Origin of the sequence: Leptolinea tardivitalis (assembly GCF_001050275.1) — a bacterium.
GTDB classification, from domain to species: domain Bacteria; phylum Chloroflexota; class Anaerolineae; order Anaerolineales; family Anaerolineaceae; genus Leptolinea; species Leptolinea tardivitalis.
The window spans coordinates 399,603-415,904 of sequence record NZ_BBYA01000008.1; the positions used below are offsets into that span (position 1 = coordinate 399,603).

The 16,302-nt window shown below is 48.0% G+C and carries 15 protein-coding genes and 1 tRNA gene; 2 read left to right on the forward strand and 14 right to left on the reverse strand.

Annotated features, from left to right (window positions below):
- Positions 1-61: 61 nt before the first annotated feature.
- The 4 genes from LTAR_RS05850 to LTAR_RS05865 all read right to left on the reverse strand — a co-directional run bounded on the left by LTAR_RS05850 (position 62) and on the right by LTAR_RS05865 (position 4,216).
- Positions 62-1,168, reverse strand: a complete 1,107-nt coding sequence (locus LTAR_RS05850) for an Ldh family oxidoreductase (RefSeq protein ID WP_062421246.1) — start codon at positions 1,166-1,168, stop codon at positions 62-64.
- Between the two features lie 184 nt (positions 1,169-1,352).
- Entirely contained in the window at positions 1,353-1,964 is a 612-nt protein-coding gene (locus LTAR_RS05855) for a hypothetical protein (protein WP_062421247.1), read from the reverse strand.
- Positions 1,965-2,060: 96 nt separating this feature from the next.
- Positions 2,061-2,756, reverse strand: coding sequence for a response regulator (locus tag LTAR_RS05860; protein ID WP_062421248.1), 696 nt, complete (start codon positions 2,754-2,756; stop codon positions 2,061-2,063).
- The gene (locus LTAR_RS05865) at positions 2,753-4,216 is read right to left on the reverse strand and encodes a sensor histidine kinase (protein WP_062421249.1); all 1,464 of its coding nucleotides are present in this window, start codon (positions 4,214-4,216) and stop codon (positions 2,753-2,755) included. Before LTAR_RS05865 ends, LTAR_RS05860 begins: the two co-directional genes overlap by 4 nt.
- 155 nt (positions 4,217-4,371) lie before the next feature.
- Between LTAR_RS05865 and pfkA the strand changes: the two genes are divergently transcribed.
- On the forward strand, positions 4,372-5,340 hold the full coding sequence (gene pfkA, locus LTAR_RS05870) for a 6-phosphofructokinase (RefSeq protein WP_062421250.1): 969 nt from the start codon (positions 4,372-4,374) through the stop codon (positions 5,338-5,340).
- Between the two features lie 55 nt (positions 5,341-5,395).
- Here the strand turns inward: pfkA and prfB are convergent.
- The 9 genes from prfB to LTAR_RS05915 all read right to left on the reverse strand — a co-directional run bounded on the left by prfB (position 5,396) and on the right by LTAR_RS05915 (position 13,179).
- Positions 5,396-6,488, reverse strand: a protein-coding gene (gene prfB / locus LTAR_RS05875) for a peptide chain release factor 2 (RefSeq protein WP_139044423.1) whose coding sequence is annotated in 2 segments (ribosomal slippage) — positions 5,396-6,421 and positions 6,423-6,488 — 1,092 coding nt in all. Because the reading frame shifts where the segments join, the coding sequence is not laid out codon by codon here.
- A gap of 20 nt (positions 6,489-6,508) precedes the next feature.
- Complete coding sequence (gene ftsY / locus LTAR_RS05880) at positions 6,509-7,423, reverse strand: signal recognition particle-docking protein FtsY (RefSeq protein WP_081419837.1); 915 nt, start codon at positions 7,421-7,423, stop codon at positions 6,509-6,511.
- 56 nt (positions 7,424-7,479) lie between these two features.
- The gene (gene rlmN, locus LTAR_RS05885) at positions 7,480-8,532 is read right to left on the reverse strand and encodes a dual-specificity RNA methyltransferase RlmN (RefSeq protein WP_062421252.1); all 1,053 of its coding nucleotides are present in this window, start codon (positions 8,530-8,532) and stop codon (positions 7,480-7,482) included.
- Between the two features lie 3 nt (positions 8,533-8,535).
- Positions 8,536-9,324: an HAD-IIA family hydrolase gene (locus tag LTAR_RS05890; protein WP_062421253.1), complete on the reverse strand. Its 789-nt coding sequence runs from the start codon at positions 9,322-9,324 to the stop codon at positions 8,536-8,538.
- 68 nt (positions 9,325-9,392) lie between these two features.
- Positions 9,393-9,998: an ATP-dependent Clp protease proteolytic subunit gene (locus LTAR_RS05895; protein WP_062421254.1), complete on the reverse strand. Its 606-nt coding sequence runs from the start codon at positions 9,996-9,998 to the stop codon at positions 9,393-9,395.
- Positions 9,999-10,031: 33 nt separating this feature from the next.
- Positions 10,032-11,468, reverse strand: coding sequence for a trigger factor (gene tig / locus LTAR_RS05900; protein ID WP_062421255.1), 1,437 nt, complete (start codon positions 11,466-11,468; stop codon positions 10,032-10,034).
- Between the two features lie 34 nt (positions 11,469-11,502).
- A tRNA-Leu gene (locus tag LTAR_RS05905) sits at positions 11,503-11,584 on the reverse strand.
- Positions 11,585-11,738: 154 nt separating this feature from the next.
- On the reverse strand, positions 11,739-12,860 hold the full coding sequence (locus tag LTAR_RS05910; RefSeq protein ID WP_062421256.1) for a radical SAM protein: 1,122 nt from the start codon (positions 12,858-12,860) through the stop codon (positions 11,739-11,741).
- Positions 12,811-13,179 (reverse strand): hypothetical protein, encoded by a 369-nt coding sequence (locus LTAR_RS05915; RefSeq protein ID WP_139044424.1) that lies wholly within the window; start codon positions 13,177-13,179, stop codon positions 12,811-12,813. Before LTAR_RS05915 ends, LTAR_RS05910 begins: the two co-directional genes overlap by 50 nt.
- A 438-nt stretch (positions 13,180-13,617) precedes the next feature.
- Here LTAR_RS05915 and LTAR_RS05920 point away from each other — a divergent pair, with 438 nt between their 5' ends.
- On the forward strand, positions 13,618-14,037 hold the full coding sequence (locus LTAR_RS05920; RefSeq protein ID WP_062421258.1) for a hypothetical protein: 420 nt from the start codon (positions 13,618-13,620) through the stop codon (positions 14,035-14,037).
- A 118-nt stretch (positions 14,038-14,155) separates the two neighbouring features.
- Here the strand turns inward: LTAR_RS05920 and LTAR_RS17590 are convergent, their stop codons facing one another.
- Complete coding sequence (locus tag LTAR_RS17590) at positions 14,156-16,267, reverse strand: acetate--CoA ligase family protein (RefSeq protein WP_062421259.1); 2,112 nt, start codon at positions 16,265-16,267, stop codon at positions 14,156-14,158.
- Positions 16,268-16,302 lie beyond the last annotated feature (35 nt).

Sequence of the window (16,302 nt, forward strand, 5' to 3'; positions counted from 1 at the left end):
GGAATGTCTTTTATTTTACTCCCATTTACCGAATAAAAACCTGCCAGGCTGTCAGGATCTACTAGAAAGGAAACTTGTACTGATCTAAATGGAGAGCTTGCTGCATTTCAAGAATGTCTTTTTGAAGGTTGGGTACGATAGCGATACCTGTCTTGGCTGTTTCGATTTCAGAATAGTATTCTTTCTCTCCAGCGGTGAAGATGCGATTCTGGCCAGGAGCTTTGCGGGATGCCCGGAGCTGACGAATGATTTCGCCGGTTGAGTGTTTGAAATCGGCCAATGGGCAGAAGGCTTCAATCTGGATGGCCATGAAGAAATGCCCCAGGTAATTTGGCTGGGTTTTCCCATCAGGAGCAATTCCTGAAAGATCCCAGAGAAATTTCCCCTGTTGAAGAGAAGCGCTTAATATTTCTACGATCGTCGCAAGGTCATATCCTTTGTATCCAGCCAGATCTTCTCCGGCACCACCAAGCGGAAGTAGAGCCGCGGCATCCCGGGCAAATCCCTGCAGCACCTGTTCAGCGTCTGTGATGGTCTCTCCCCTGTCATTAATTGCCCATCCAGGCCTGGCCGGTTGGCCTTTGCGCGCCAGGACTTCAAATTTACCGCGTTGGGTAATGCTGGTGGCACCGTCAAATAGGAAGGGGCAATCTTCATCTGTTGGTGCGCCAAAAGCGATAGGATTTGTCCCCAACATGGGTTGAACCCCAAATGTGGGAGCAATACTTGGCCTTGCATTGGTAAATGCCATACCGATCATTCCGGCTTTGATGGCCATTAAGGGATAATAACCAGCTATCCCAAAATGTGTCGAATTTCGGACGGCAACCGAACCCATGCCGAATTTTTGCGCTTTCGCAATGGCCAATTCCATGGAACGAACACCGATGACCTGACCCATACCATGATGACCGTCAACCACGGCTGTGGTCGGGGTTTCCCGAATAATCTCAAAGTTAGTCGTGGGTTGTTGAATTCCCTTACGAATCCGATCGAAATACAGCTTGAGCCGGCCGATACCATGAGATTCTATTCCTCTGCGATCGGAGGTAATTAATACATCGGCACATGTTGCCGCATCGTCAACTGGTACTCCACAACCGATGAATACATCGCGCATGAAAGAATACAGAGTTTCAACGGGGACGCGTGGATATTCTGAGGGCATAACAGGCTCCTGATATTCAAAAGAATTATTGGCATAATTATAGAACCAGATGCAGGAGATTATCGGAAGATTTCCATCTGGATATAAGAAACGAATGAAAAGACATGCAGATAAGATTTTAGATCAGATGAGTGGCAAAAACCTTTTTCTGGAAAAAATCAGATAATCTATTTGAATAACAGGTTCAATAATGTAATTTACTGATAAAGAAATGCCAGAACCAGAGAAAACCAATTTCCAGAGCAAGTAGACTGATTTCAACCAGAGTCCTTATCCAACCGGTTACCTGAAGATCGAAACCTGCCTCAAGCAAGAAGGCGCCAATAATTATGACGATGATTCCCACCCACTCCAGAATTTGCCGGGTAAGATATTCCATTCTTTCTTTGGTGGATGATGTGATCATTCCGTAAACAGGACAGGCTCTGGAACCATATTGTGATTGCAGCGATTCATTTCGCGGATCGTCTGATATCAATGGTTCAATTTCAGCCGGATACATGACATAATCGCCCGTATTGAATTCTTTTGAGGCAATCTCAATCCAGGTGGGAAAATGAGAAGTGGCAAAACTGGCTTTTATCGGGTTAATGTTGGCAATGCCTGCAAGTGTGATCAACCTGCGACGTATAGATGCCTCTCGCTCGTCTGACCGAACCATACTCAAAAAAAGGACATCCATATGCATGGATGTTGCCAGAGCCCGGACTTTTCGGGCATATCTGGCCTCATCCAGGTCACAATCGGGTACAAGAGCGATTATTTTTGAACGAACTGGATTATCTTGAATATTCATAAAATGCCTCACAATAATTGGATCAGTCTTATCTTAAACCTGAGGCATAAAGGCGCTGATAGGAATTTTGGGGAAATGATAAAGAAAAGATAAAGATTATTTATCCGTAATAAAACGGTATCCCACGCCTGATTCGGTCACAATAAATTCCGGCTCTTCGGGGTTGACTTCCAATTTTTTACGAATCTGCCCGATGTATACCCTGAGGTATTCAACACGATCTGAATCGGCGAAATCCCAAACATGGCTCAGAATAGCCTGGTGGGTAAGCACCCTGTCGGCATGTGCAGCCAGATACGCCAGCACTTTGAATTCGGTGGCGGTCAGCTTGACTTCTGTTCCGTCGCGGGTGACGATATGTTTGACCAGATCAATTTCTATTGGACCTGCTGTGATGATGGATTGTTGTTTGCCGTTTGTTTGAGTACTGTGACGCAGCGCCACTCGAATACGTGCCAGCAATTCTTCTATGCCAAAAGGTTTGGTCAGGTAGTCATCGGCACCTTTATCCAAGGCCTGCACCTTGTCACTCTCACGGTCTCGAACAGAAAGAATGATGATGGGAACCTGGCTCCATTCACGTATACGGGAACACACTTCCATCCCAGAAATATCCGGAAGACTGAGGTCTAAAATGATCAGATCCGGCTTCTGGGTGGCCGCCATTGTCAGTCCGTCTTCGCCCCGGCTGGCGGTGATAACCCGAAATTGTTTAGATGTAAGAATTGTTTTCAGTGCGCGCAGGATTTGCGGCTCATCATCAATCACCAGAATGGAAGGTTGGAGATTCATTCAGCCTCTTTTGAATCAGATTCGGGTAGGATATCCAGATTGGATGCGATTGGAACAGTGAAATTGAATGTAAATCCATCTGGACCATTTTCTGCCCAAATCTGCCCATGATGCGCATCAATGATGCCCTTGCAGATGGATAATCCCAGACCTGTGCCGGTGATCATAGCGGCATCCGTCACCCGATAAAACTTGTCAAAAATCCGGGTAAGGTGTTGTTCTGCGACTGGAGGCCCCTGATTGATCACTTGCACCTGAATCATTTTATTTTCTTTCGGCCAGGCATTTATGGTAATAATCGTTCCTTCAGGGGCATACTTTGCGCTGTTACTTAACAGATTGGAGAAGACCTGATCCATCTGGCTATAATCTACATAGATCAATGGCAGACCATCGGGAATGTTAATCTTTAAAACATGGGTGGAAAGAGACTGGCGCATTCGTCGGATTGTTCCGGAGAGAATTTCACGCAGTGAGTTATTCTTCTGGTTGGGCTGCAATGCCCCCATTTCGATACGAGACATATCGAGAAGATTCCCAACCAGAAGATTCAGATGATCTGCCTCTTCTTCAACAGCAGTCAATAGTTCTCTGCGGGCTTCCGAATCCCATTCAATTTCTCCACTCCGTAAACTGGATACAGATGCTTTAATAGTGGAGAGGGGAGTACGTAATTCATGCGAAACGGAGGATAAAAGAGTCGATTTCAAACGGTCGCTTTCTTCCAATAAGCGTGCCCGGCCTTCTGCTTCCATTAAATAAACCTTTTCCAACACAAGTGTCACCTGACTGGCAAAAGCCCTAAGCAGCCTTTGCCTGGGTGGATCCAGAATCTGCTCCGTCCAGATCAGAATCTCGCCCTGTGTATTGCCTCCACCAGAGATTCCAAGATTGATATCAGGTGCTCTTTTAGGTCTTTGGATACCCTCAGGAAAAACCATTTGATTTTGTGGTCGGGCTGGCGATTTGAGATAAATTGAAACAGCTTCTACCGGGAAATGTTCAACTATCTTCATCCCAACAATCCGAAGGATTTCATCTTCATGGGTCGAACCGGCCAGGGCGACATTCAATTCATACAGAATGGTGGTCTCTCGTTCTCGGGCTACAGCTGTTGCCATTCCAAGTTTTGCCTGACTTAGGGATTGACTGATGATCACAGCCACCAGCAGGAAAACGATCAGAGCCAGGATATCCTGGGTTTGATGGACTGCCAGAGTATGGATGGGAGGAATGAAAAAATAGTTGAAACTAAAAAACGCAGCGAAGCTTGCCGCGATTCCACCAGAGACATTAAAATAGCCAGCTGAGATAACCACCGGTAAAAGAAATAGAAGGGCAATAACCGGTGTACTTAACCTGGATTGGAAGAATAATAAAATCCACGAGAGAATAAAAACAAGAACCAAAGAGGCCAGAAATTGCCATAAATATGTAAGGGTTACTTTTTGGTCTTTCATACTCTGGATATCTTACCTTTTTGAACAAAGTAATGCAAGAAAAATGTTTTTTTTACCGCTTGAACAACTGGATGGATATGATAAAATTACAAATTGCAAATAAAACGCTCATAAAATGATCATATTCTTACTGAGAAAACAGTAATGGAGGAGCAATGAAACGGATTGGTGTTTTGACCAGTGGTGGCGATGCGCCAGGAATGAATGCAGCCATTCGGGCTGTTGTTCGAACCGGAATCGCAAAAGGCTGGGAAGTGTGGGGAGTTAAAGGTGGGTATCAAGGTCTCATTACCGGAAAAATCCTGCCATTGGGTGCCCGTGACGTAGGTGGTATTATGCAGCGCGGTGGAACGATCCTCGGGTCTGCCCGCGCCCCTGAATTTAAGACTGAAGAAGGGCAACTGAAAGCCCTGCGTACATTGAACGAACAGGGTATTGAAGCCCTTGTAGTGATCGGTGGAAATGGTTCACAGACCGGATCCGGAGCCCTGCATAAATTGGGTTTCCCGGTGGTGGGCGTAGCCTCAACAATCGACAATGATCTATATGGTTCTGAAACCACAATTGGTGTGGATACCGCTCTGAACATTTCTCTGGAAGCCATTGATCGCTTGAAGACTACCGCTTCCTCTCTCCAACGTGCTTTCATGTTGGAAGTCATGGGACGCGATTGCGGTTACCTGGCTTTGATGTCTGCCATTGCCGGAGGTGCCGAAGCTTGCGTTATCCCCGAAGTTGAAACTGACCCGGAAGATCTGGCCCAGCGTCTGCGCGCTGCATATCAGAAGGGTAAGGAACATGCCATTGTTGTTGTAGCCGAAGGCGCCAAATACAATGCTGAAACACTGGGACAGTACTTCTCATCGCATCGCGAGCGTCTTGGATTTGATTTGCGGGTCACCATTCTTGGCCATGTACAGAGAGGTGGCGCCCCCACAGCCTACGATCGTATTTTAGCCTCACGCCTGGCAGCCGGTGCCACGGAAGCTCTTGCCCGCGGTGAATTTGGCGTTCTGGTAGGTTTGAATCAATCAAAGATCACTACGACCCCGATTGAGGTTGTCAATTCTAGCAAGAAAGAAATTGACATGGAACTGTTCGAGCTGGCTAAAATTTTAGACTAAGCATGCAAATGGAAATGAAAACGGCGGAAATTCATTTTTCCGCCGTTTTTTTTATTTAATCCGATTTGCCATTCCACCGAAGAAACGCTTCAATGAAACCATCCAGGTCCCCATCCAGCACACCCTGGGTGTTTCCGGCTTCATATTCTGTGCGGTGGTCTTTGACCATCTGGTATGGATGCAGCACATACGACCTGATCTGGCTGCCCCATTCTGTTTTGGTATATTCTCCACGTAATTCCGCTAACTGTTTGTCCTGTGCTTCGCGCTTCAACTCTAGAAGTCGGGACCGAAGAACCCGCATGGCATTTTCGCGGTTTTGCATCTGAGAACGTTCATTCTGGCAAGACACCACAAGTCCTGAGGGGATGTGTGTGATACGGACGGCTGTGGCATTTTTCTGTACATTTTGTCCACCAGCGCCAGAGGATTTGTATATATCAATTTTCAGATCGTCAGGGTTGATCTGTACTTCCGGGTCTTCTGCGGCTGCTTCAGGCAGCACCTCCACCTGGGCAAAAGATGTATGCCGGCGGTGGGCGGAATCAAAAGGAGACAACCGGACGAGCCGATGTACCCCTTTTTCAGGGCGAAGATACCCGTAGGCATACAGCCCGTTGACGGCTATAGTACAACTTTTAATGCCGGCTTCTTCACCTTCAGAAAAATCGAGAATTTCCGTCTGGTACCCACGGCGTTCACACCAACGCAGGTACATACGTTGCAGCATGGAAGCCCAATCCTGTGAATCGGTACCGCCGGCACCGGAATTGATGGCCAGCAGAGCATTACCGCGGTCATACCTTCCAGAGAGGAAAACACTCAATTCGCGCCGGGCGAGTTCGTGCTCAATATCAGATAATTCTGATTCAAGTTCCGGCCGCATGGATTCATCCCCCATCTCACAAAGCTCCAGCGTATCGGAAATCCGGTTATTTAATTTTTTCCAGCCTTCCACATCGTCCCTGATATCAGAAAGGCTTTTCATGACTGCCTGAGCCTGCTCGGGATTATTCCACAAATCGGGAGATTCGGACTGGGATTGTAATGCAGCTAATTCGGCTTCCCGTTTAGGGAAGTCAAAGATGCACCATGAACTGCTGAATTTTTTCGGCACAAACGCGTGCCCGTGAAGAAAGGTCTTGCATGAAAAACAACTCCGATAAGACTAATGTTCGGCAAGAATTCCATTGACGAATTCGTTACGATCAAATGGCTGCAGGTCCTCCGGTTTTTCTCCGAGGCCGGCGAATAAAATGGGCACATGCAATTCGCGTTGTATGGCAAAAGCCATCCCACCCCGTGCGGATGAATCGAGTTTGGTTAAAATTACTCCTGTCACTCTGGTTGTCTGATTGAAAGACCTGGCCTGTTGAAGGGCGTTCTGCCCGGTGGTGGCATCGAGGACCAGCCAGACACCGTGGGGAGCTCCAGTAAGGGCTTTGCCTACCACTCGATGTACTTTTTTCAGTTCTTCCATAAGATTAAAGCGAGTATGGAGACGGCCGGCTGTATCAATCAACAAGAGATCTGTTCCGCGCGCTTTGGCTGCTTCCACGGCATCGAAAGCTACTGCACCAGGATCCCCACCTGTTTGACCGGAAATGATGGGAATATTTAAACGGTCTGCCCAGACCTGCAACTGGTCAACGGCTGCTGCGCGGTAGGTATCTGCCGCGGCCAACAAGACCTTCAATCCTTCGTTAGAGTATCGTTTACCCAATTTGGCGGCTGTGGTGGTTTTTCCAGAACCGTTAACCCCTACCAGCAAAATTACAGCCGGACGATCTGCCGGAATCAGCGACTCAGGGGCAGGATCAAGACGATTGATCAATTCTTCGCGTAACTTTTCCTGCAATTCAGGTGCATGCGTCAGGCCTTCTTTATCCACTGTTGCTTTCAAGGATTCGATCACGGATTGTGTGGTTTCCAATCCCATATCTGCCTGAATCAGCGCAGCTTCCAGGTCATCCCAGGTATCATTAGTGATTTCACTGGTGCCAAGCAATGAACTGATACGCCCGAAAGTTTGCTTTCGGGTGCGTTCAAGTCCATTAAACCATTTTGAAAAGATATCAGCCACGGGTGCGTATTATACCTTACTGGAAACCCTCAATTCAAATTACCAGCGGCGGAAATCTAAAATTTTTGTTTATGTTTTCCAGCCAGCTGACCGCAGCCAGCTTGAATATCGATGCCCCGGCGTAGACGGATTGTGCAGGGTATACCTGTGTTATTTAATTCTGCCGCAAATTCCTGCGCACGTTCAAGGGTAGTGGCTCGTCCTGAATAATCATGGGTGGGATTCAACGGAATTACATTAACATGGCAGATCATCCCGCGGATTAACTCTGCCAGTTCTTTTGCATCCTGCAGACGATCATTAACATCCTGAATTAACGCCCATTCAAATGTAATCCTCCGACCAGTTTCTTCTACATAATCCCGGCAGGCTGGTATCAATTCGGAAAGGGGGTATTTTGTATTGATTGGCAGTAATTTTGAGCGCAGTTCATCATTAGCGGCATGCAAGCTGACAGCCAGGTTGATCTGTCGTTTTTCTGATGCAAATTGTCGGATGCGGGGAACCAATCCAACGGTGGAGATGGTGAACCGGCGGGCTCCAAGGTTAAAACCGCGTGGATCATTCAACCGGTCCACAGCTTCCAGAGTGTTGTCGTAATTCTGAAACGGCTCGCCCATGCCCATTACCACGATATTGGTAACATGATCATTTTCTTCGGCCAGCAAGCGGGCGTAGAACAACACCTGTTCGACGATTTCACCTGACGTCAAATTGCGAGAGAAACCCATCTGCCCTGTGGCGCAAAATACACAACCCATGGCACAACCAGCCTGCGTAGAAATACACAGAGTGCGACGCTCATCGTATTTCATTAATACTGCTTCCACTGATTTGCCATCACGAGTGGAAAACAAGGTTTTAACCGTTTGACCATCGGACGATTGGAGCCTGTCAATGGGTATAAGTCCGGTGAATTCCACCTTTTCTGCCAATATGGATTTCAGACTGGATGGAAGGTTGCTCCATTCGGAAGGGGCTTTTTTAAGGTTGCGATACAGTCCTTCCCAAATTTGATTAACCCGGAAAGCTGGCTGTTTCCAGGCGGCAAGAAGCGCTTTGATCGCTTCACGGTCACAATCGTAGATTAAAGGTTTAAGTTCAGACATTCCTCAACGAATATCCAACATTTTCCAGAGATCGTCAGCCACAAGATCGGGCTTTGGTTCCCATTGTTCCAATTCGGCCGGTGTGGTCACACCGCTCATTACCAGACCGGTGCGGCAGCCGGCACGATACCCGCCGAGAATATCTGTGTCCAGCCGGTCTCCGATAGCCAATGTTGTCTCTGGAGTGGAACCCAGTCGTTCCATGCTTATTTCATACATAGCTGGTTCTGGTTTTCCGGCAAACAGAGGCTGAACCCCCGAAGCTGTGGTCACGGACGCAATAATGGCTCCGGCACCCGGAAGCTGCCCTCTGGGAGTTGGAAAGGACGCGTCAGGGTTTGTACCAATATATGGAAGACCTGAGCGAACCAGGATGGTGGCGGTTTCCAGTTTCTCGTAGGTAACATTGCGATCCAGCCCTACAACCACTGCCTGTGCGTTCTTTTCATCGTTGTAATACCCTGCCTCTTCGATGGCTGCCATTGTTGATGTACTGACAACACAATAAACCGGACCTCCCTTGGGGAATTTCCGTTTTAAGAGTTCTACTACAACCTGAATTGAATTGATGACCTGCCACGGTTCGAGATCAACACCAAATGATTTCATTTTTTCAAGATGTTCTGTTGAGTTTCGGACGGCGTTATTGGTGGCCATGATAACGCGCAATCCTTTTTCCTGAATTCCCCGAAATAATGCCGGAAGATCACCAACAGGTTCATTCCCCCGATATAAAACGCCATCCATATCCAATATCAATCCACGAATTGAAGGTGAGAGTGACTTAATCATGGTTTCTCCGCTATTAATAAAATAAGGCCGGTAAATTTCACCGGCCTTATTGTAATGCGATTATCCTGTTATTTCTGGGGCGATTTCAAAATTTGATCCACCAGACCGTAGTCTACGGCAGCCTGGGCATCCAGGTAGAAATCGCGCTCAGTATCACGCTCAATGGTTTCGAGCGTTTGTCCGGTAGCCTCTGACATGATTTCGTTCAGACGTGCCCGCAGGCGCAGGATTTCTTTTGCCTGAATTTCAACATCTGAGGCCTGACCCTGGGCGCCACCCAGAGGCTGGTGCATGTGAATGGTGGCATGAGGAAGGGCAAAACGTTGGCCTTTTGTCCCTGCAGCCAGAAGTACTGTACCAAAGGACGCTGTAACACCGACTGCCACTGTGCTGATTTTGTTGGGAACCATTTTCATTGTGTCCAGGATGGCGAGACCGGCATAGATCTGCCCGCCAGGGGAGTTAATGTACATCTGAATGCTTTTATCAGGGTCTTCATGGCTCAGATAGAGCAATTGAGCTACGATGACATTGGCAACCTGTTCGTCAATGGGGGTTCCCAGGAAAATGATGCGTTCCTTGAGCAGCAGGGAATAGATATCGTAGGCGCGTTCCCCGCGGCCGGATGATTCAACTACCATTGGGATCACTGAACGGAACGTGGATTCACTCATTCGATCTCCTTTTCGAGAACAAACAAACGTGACTTACTCAGCTGACTTGGGCTCTTCTGAAGTGGTTTTCTTTGCCCGGGATGTCTTTTTGGGCTTGGCTTCGCCTTCAGCTGGCTTTTCAGCCGATTTTTCAGAGCTGGTTGAGCCTGAAGCAATACCTCGCAAGTATTCCAGTACTTTGCGGTTCATGGCGCGGTTGGCGGCTTCAAAAGCCACAGCCTGGCTGAAATTCTTGTTGTTGAAATTCTTGCGAATATGTTTCATGTCATACGACATGCTAATTTCATTCACCGTCTGGTTGAAGGAACTCTCGAGCTCTTCGTCGCTGAGTTCCAGTTTTTCCTTCTTACTGATCTCAGTGACCAGCAGGGAGCGTTCCAACCGTTTGACGGCAATGGGTTTCAATTCCTTCTCCACCAGTTCTTCCATCGTCAATTTGCGAACCTTGAGGTATGTATCCAGGTCCATTTGCTGCTGGGCCAGGGTATCCTGCAGGGAATGCTGAACACTGTGGAGTTCTTCATCGAGCATGTGTGGTGCATATTTAAACGAGCAGAGGGCAACCATCTTATCGAGCAGGTCGTCAAAGTAGGCGTTGTCATACTCGGCTTTGGCATCGGCTTCCAAACGGCGGCGCAGATAGGCTTTGAAATCATCCACAGTCTGAAACTGGCCAATTTTCATGACGAATTCATCGTTCAATTCGGGGAGTACAAGTTCTTTTATAGACCGAAGTTCTACCGTGAATTCCAGTTTCTGACCCTGTAATTTTTCTACCGGGTCGTCTTTGGCGTAGGTATGGGTAAAGGTCTTGGTCTCACCGACCTTCATTCCAATGACATTTTTAGAGAAATCTTCAAACGGCCAGGTTTCTTTGCGCATATCATTTTCGCCAATGATTGCCTGGTGAGGAGTTTTGGCGATGAAGGATTTATCTTCACCTTCGGGTGCTTTGACATAGTCGGCTGATAAATCCATATTGACCAGATCGCCTTCTTGGGCGGCACGATCAACATCATTGGGAGTTGCATAGCTGGAAAGGACGCGTTTAACAGCATCTTCCACCTGGGAGTCAGTGATAACCGGTTCAACGTAATCCAGTTTGACAGAAGCCAGATCGCCTACTGTTACAACCGGGGCAAGTGGAATGGTGAACGAAAACTTTGGCGGATTGGTGCTGATAATATCATCCAGTTTACCAGAACCAGAAGCTTCGATTTTGGCTTCATCGAGTATTTCGGGGTATTTGTCATCCACAAGGATTTCAATGGCCTGTTCACGAACAGCTTCATCGCCGTATGTACGCAAAACTACGGCGTAGGGAGCTTTTCCGGGGCGAAAACCGGGAATCTTGGCCCGTTCGGCGATCCGCCGGGCGGCCTTGTGCATGTAAGCTTCAAGATCGGAAGTTTCGAATTCCGCTACAACATTGACCTGATGGTCATCACGGGGGGTAGTTTCTAGTTTCAATGGTACTTTCCTTCTATTAATATTGAGGTTTCAGTGGGGATGGAGGGACTTGAACCCTCACGCCTTGCGGCACATGATCCTAAGTCATGCCTGTCTGCCAGTTCCAGCACATCCCCACACCAAAATGCCGAGAAATTTTATCACTTTTTAGATGAATAAATCAATTCTTACAAAGAATTTAGATAAAAGCAATGCTGCGTATAGACGCTGATCGGGATTTCTTTGATTTAAGTCTTTTGTAAACATAGAACGTTATTGTTATTTTTCTCGTCAATTAAAACCTGCAATGATTTTCTCAACTATGGGGATAATACTCTCTGGTATACCTGGAATACTCTGGAGTCCTTTTATTCCCATGGTTGCATAAACCAGCCGGATATCGGTCTGCAGGTCTTCCACTGCCCAGGCGGCTTTACGGTATTCCCAGATAATCCTCGTCGGTTTATGGTTGATCTCCATCACATAGGCGGTATTCGCCAGCTGCTCCACAATTCTCTTATTCACCGTAAATTTGTCACCGGGGATGATAGGACGCGGCATTCTATCAGAAATACCATAACGGTGGCAGAGGTCTCTGACTCGCAGGGCAATGGCTTCCCAGTCGTAGTTCCAGGGTGCATAACTGCCTGGCGGATACCAATGCCGATAAGAATCCAAAAGCTCAGGGCAACTCTCCTGTAGAAAATCAAAGAAAAAATCCTTCTGTTTATCGGCCAGCGTCAGACTGCTGGCCAGAACGAATTTTCCGCCTGATTCTGCCGTCCAACGGACTACATTCTCCAGGTTGGCCTCATCATCACAGATTCCGGGAAGAATCGGCATGAAGCACGTGCCGGTAAGGATGCCGGCTTTAGCTATCTCTTGCATGGCTGCAAAGCGTTTTTCTACACGAGGCGCAAGGTGTTCCATCTTGACAACCTTTGGATGATTGGACGAATCGGGTGTACTGATGATGCTGAAGGCCACGGCAGAGGTTGCCTGATGGTTGATTTGCTGCAGAACATCCAGATCGCGGAGGATGAGAGGGGAACGTGAAAGCATAAAAACCGGAAATCCCAGGTCGCGGCAGACTTCCAGCATCTGCCGGGTAATCCTGAATTTCCGTTCAGCGGGTTGGTAATCACCCAGACAGACGATATCGACAGGTTTGCGGCTTAATGCCCGCCGGAGCAGATTGGCTGCGTTTTCTTTGACTTTGATTGTGGTGGCGAACTCATCCGCATTGTCATACGGGGAATATTTTTCCTCCCTGGCATAGCAGAACTTACAGCCATGCTGGCAGCCCTGATATGGATAGGCTGAATAGCGGGACCAGAACCAATGATCGACGCGTTTATGACTGTTAAGAATGGTCTTTGGTTGATATGGTATGAACCGGGTCTTTTCGGTCATTGTTACCTGATAATTGATTGAGTCTGTTTTCAATCAGGAATTTTCTGGCTTTGGGGTTTATTGCTTCCCGATGGGGACGTCCGGGTTTATGCAGAAGCCAGTAAGATAACAGGGCAGGATAGTACTTACCCGGTGCCTTCAAACTCCAACCAACCCCTTGGGCAGTGTTCAATTGCCACTCGGAAAACATGGGTTCAAGCAACCGGAGCAGAGTCTCCACCTTCGACCCGCAGATAAATTCACCATGCGTCTGTTTGGCCCCGTAATGCACATCGACATTCACCATACGGCGGAACCAGGGAGTAAGATGTACGAACAACAGCGGTTTAGTGCAACAACAGGTCTGTTTTGCCTTGTTCGTGGAGTACACCGACAATCACAATCCAACCGCCCATCGTCTGGTCTGCGGCTATCAATGAAGAAATAGATGAAGCCGGTCATCCTGATCTTGCCTAATTCTGTTCCCGATGATATCGAGCATACGCAACGGAGTGTATTCCTTCAAAACAGAAGATTTGACATGCCTCTGATATACCAGCTTCAGACAAACATAAGGCGATCTGATTTCCCATCTTACGAGCTTTAATCGTTCTCTGGGTCTATCCCGGCATGTACCCTTTCATATGATTATAGAACAAATATACGAAAATGCAAGCAATATAGAATAATTGTTGTTTAGTTTCTCTTTGAAATATATGGAAAAAATCCTACCCACAGCGTTATAATCATCCCTCAGATTTTCCAAAGGAGCTATTCAATGACACGCGTTATTGCCACTGAAGGGGGAACCCGTGAACGAACCCGATTAAGCAAAGCTGTAGTCAAGGCGATTCGCCTGCTAGCCCAACAGGAAAAACCGGATGATGAGAGCCGTGATCTGGCCGCGTTTATTTCCATTGCCCTTGACCAGATGTATAAATCGGTGGAAACCAGCGTGGTTGCCTGGGAGAAAAAAGATTACTGGGTTAAAGCAGACCGATTCCGGATGGAATGGGAATGGTGCAGCCGTGCTTCTGCCGCTATGGAGAAAGCCGTATTATCAGATGATTGGGGAACGGTGGCTTCGACAGCTGGCTTGATTGCTCAAAAATTAATGAAAGTCCAACTGGCGCCGGGTGCACGGGTGGGAACACCGTGGGTGGGCGCCTATAAACAGTTGAAAACCAGTTCAAAATAGCCAGTAATAAATTTTACGGATTAATTTGATTGATCCGGGTCAATGGATGTCAATGGGGAAATAAAAGTGGGAGGCGATCAACACCTCCCACTTTACTAATACATAAGATGTTGAAGAGTTATTTCTTCTTCAAGATAATACGAGCATCGACGACCTTCAGACCTTTACCTTCTTCGTAAACCAGTACGGGGTTGGCATCAGATTCGCTGATCTCATCTTCCAGGTCGATGATCATGCTGGAGTATTTCTCCACAGTATCGCTCAGGGCTTTGCGATCGCGCGGAGCTTCACCGCGGGCACCCTTGAGGATGGCAGCAGCGCGGATTTCTTCGAACATTTCGGCAGCCTGAACTTTATCAATAGGAGCTACCCGGAAGGTTACATCCTTCAAGACCTCGACAAAGATGCCGCCCAGACCGAACATGATGGTCGGTCCAAATGTGGCGTCGTTGGTGGAACCCAGAATCGTCTCAGTGCCCCAGGGAGCCATTTCCTGAACAGCTACACCATGAATATTCGCATCGGCTTTGTAGGCTTTGGCATTTTTGATGATTGTGTTGAATGCTTCGCGGGCAGCAGCTTCGTCTTTGATATTAACTTTAACACCACCGGCATCGGATTTGTGCAGAATTTCCGGGGAGACGATCTTCATCACCACCGGGAAACCGATTTTCTTGGCCAGGGCAACAGCTTCGTCTTCGGTTTTTGCCAGTTCGGTGGAAGTGACAGGTAAACCGTAAGCATTGAAGACCTGTTTGGCTTCGATCTCGGTCAAGGCGTCGCGGCCGTCAGCGCGGGCGGCAGAAATGATCTGCATAGCGGCTTTGCGGGCAGCGTCATTAGATTTGTAATCGGGTTCCTTGGCGGTTTCGCGGAGCAGGGCGTATTCACGCAGAGCAGCCATGGCGTTGACAGCCAGATCAGGGGCGGCGTAGGCAGGAATACCATTTTCCACCAGCCAGGACATGGCTGCTGCGGATTTTTCACCACCAACATACGAAACAGTGACCGGTTTGTCTTTGATACCGGCTTCATTCAAAGCCTGTTTGATACCCTTGGCGATTTCCAACGGGTTGGTCATGGCGGTTTCGCAATACAGAACGATAAGACCATCTACCCATGGGTGGCTGATGGCGAAGCGCACAGATTCGGCATACCATTCCGTGCCGGCCATACCGGTCAGATCAACCGGGTTCTTGGCGGAACCGAATTCTGGCATGTGTTTCTTGAGCTCTTCCTGGACATCCTTGGGAGCAAATTTCATGGGGATGCCGTAGCGTTCAGCGGCATCAGTGGCTAACACGCCGACACCACCACCATTGGTGATGACCAGCAAATTTTCACCCTTCAGCGGGGGCATCAGAGAGAGGGCCAGAGTGCGGTCGAACAGGTTGTCAAGATCAGAAGCCTGAATCACACCGGCCTGTTTGAAGGCAGAGCCGTAAACCTTGGCAGCACCAGCCAGTGAACCGGTATGAGAAGCCGCTGCGGCAGCACCGTGGGCAGAAACACCGGATTTAAGGGCGATGATCGGTTTTTTGGATGCGCGGCCGGCTTTAATGAATTTACGGCCATCTTTCAGACCTTCAATATACAGGGATGTGCAGGTAGTGCTTTCATCGCCATTGAGCCATTCGATGATATCGGCAATATCTACATCGCACATATTGCCAATGGAGACCATCTTGTCAAAACCGACCCGGCGGGTATAGGTGGCTGCATCCATGGCGATCAGTAAAGCGCCAGACTGAGTGATGAGTGTGGCTTTCCCATCCAGAGGGAGGAAAGGAGCAAAGGAGGCATTCATTTTGTCCGAGTTGGACAGGGTACCCACAATGTTCGGTCCCAAAATGCGCATTTTGTACTTGCGGGCTGTGGCAACCAGTTCTTCTTCCAAATCTTTGCGGCCGACTTCGCTGAAACCGGAGGTGATCACGATCAAACCTTTGACGCCTTTTTTACCGCAATCTTCGGCGCAGGTATTGACCAGTTTCACAGGTACGCACATAACCGCAGCGTCCACGGAACCGGGGACATCCGTAATAGAGGCATAGCATTTGAATCCCAAAATATCAGATGCAGAGGGATTGATCGGGTAAACTGCACCTTTGTATCCGGATTTTTTCAGGTTTTCCACTACGGTATAACCGATTTTTCCGGGTGTGGCTGAAGCCCCAACAACAGCAATGGTTTTTGGCTTCAACAGTGTGTTAATTTCATCATGGTTCACGAGAGTTCCTCCTGAAGGAAAATAATAGCTATTAA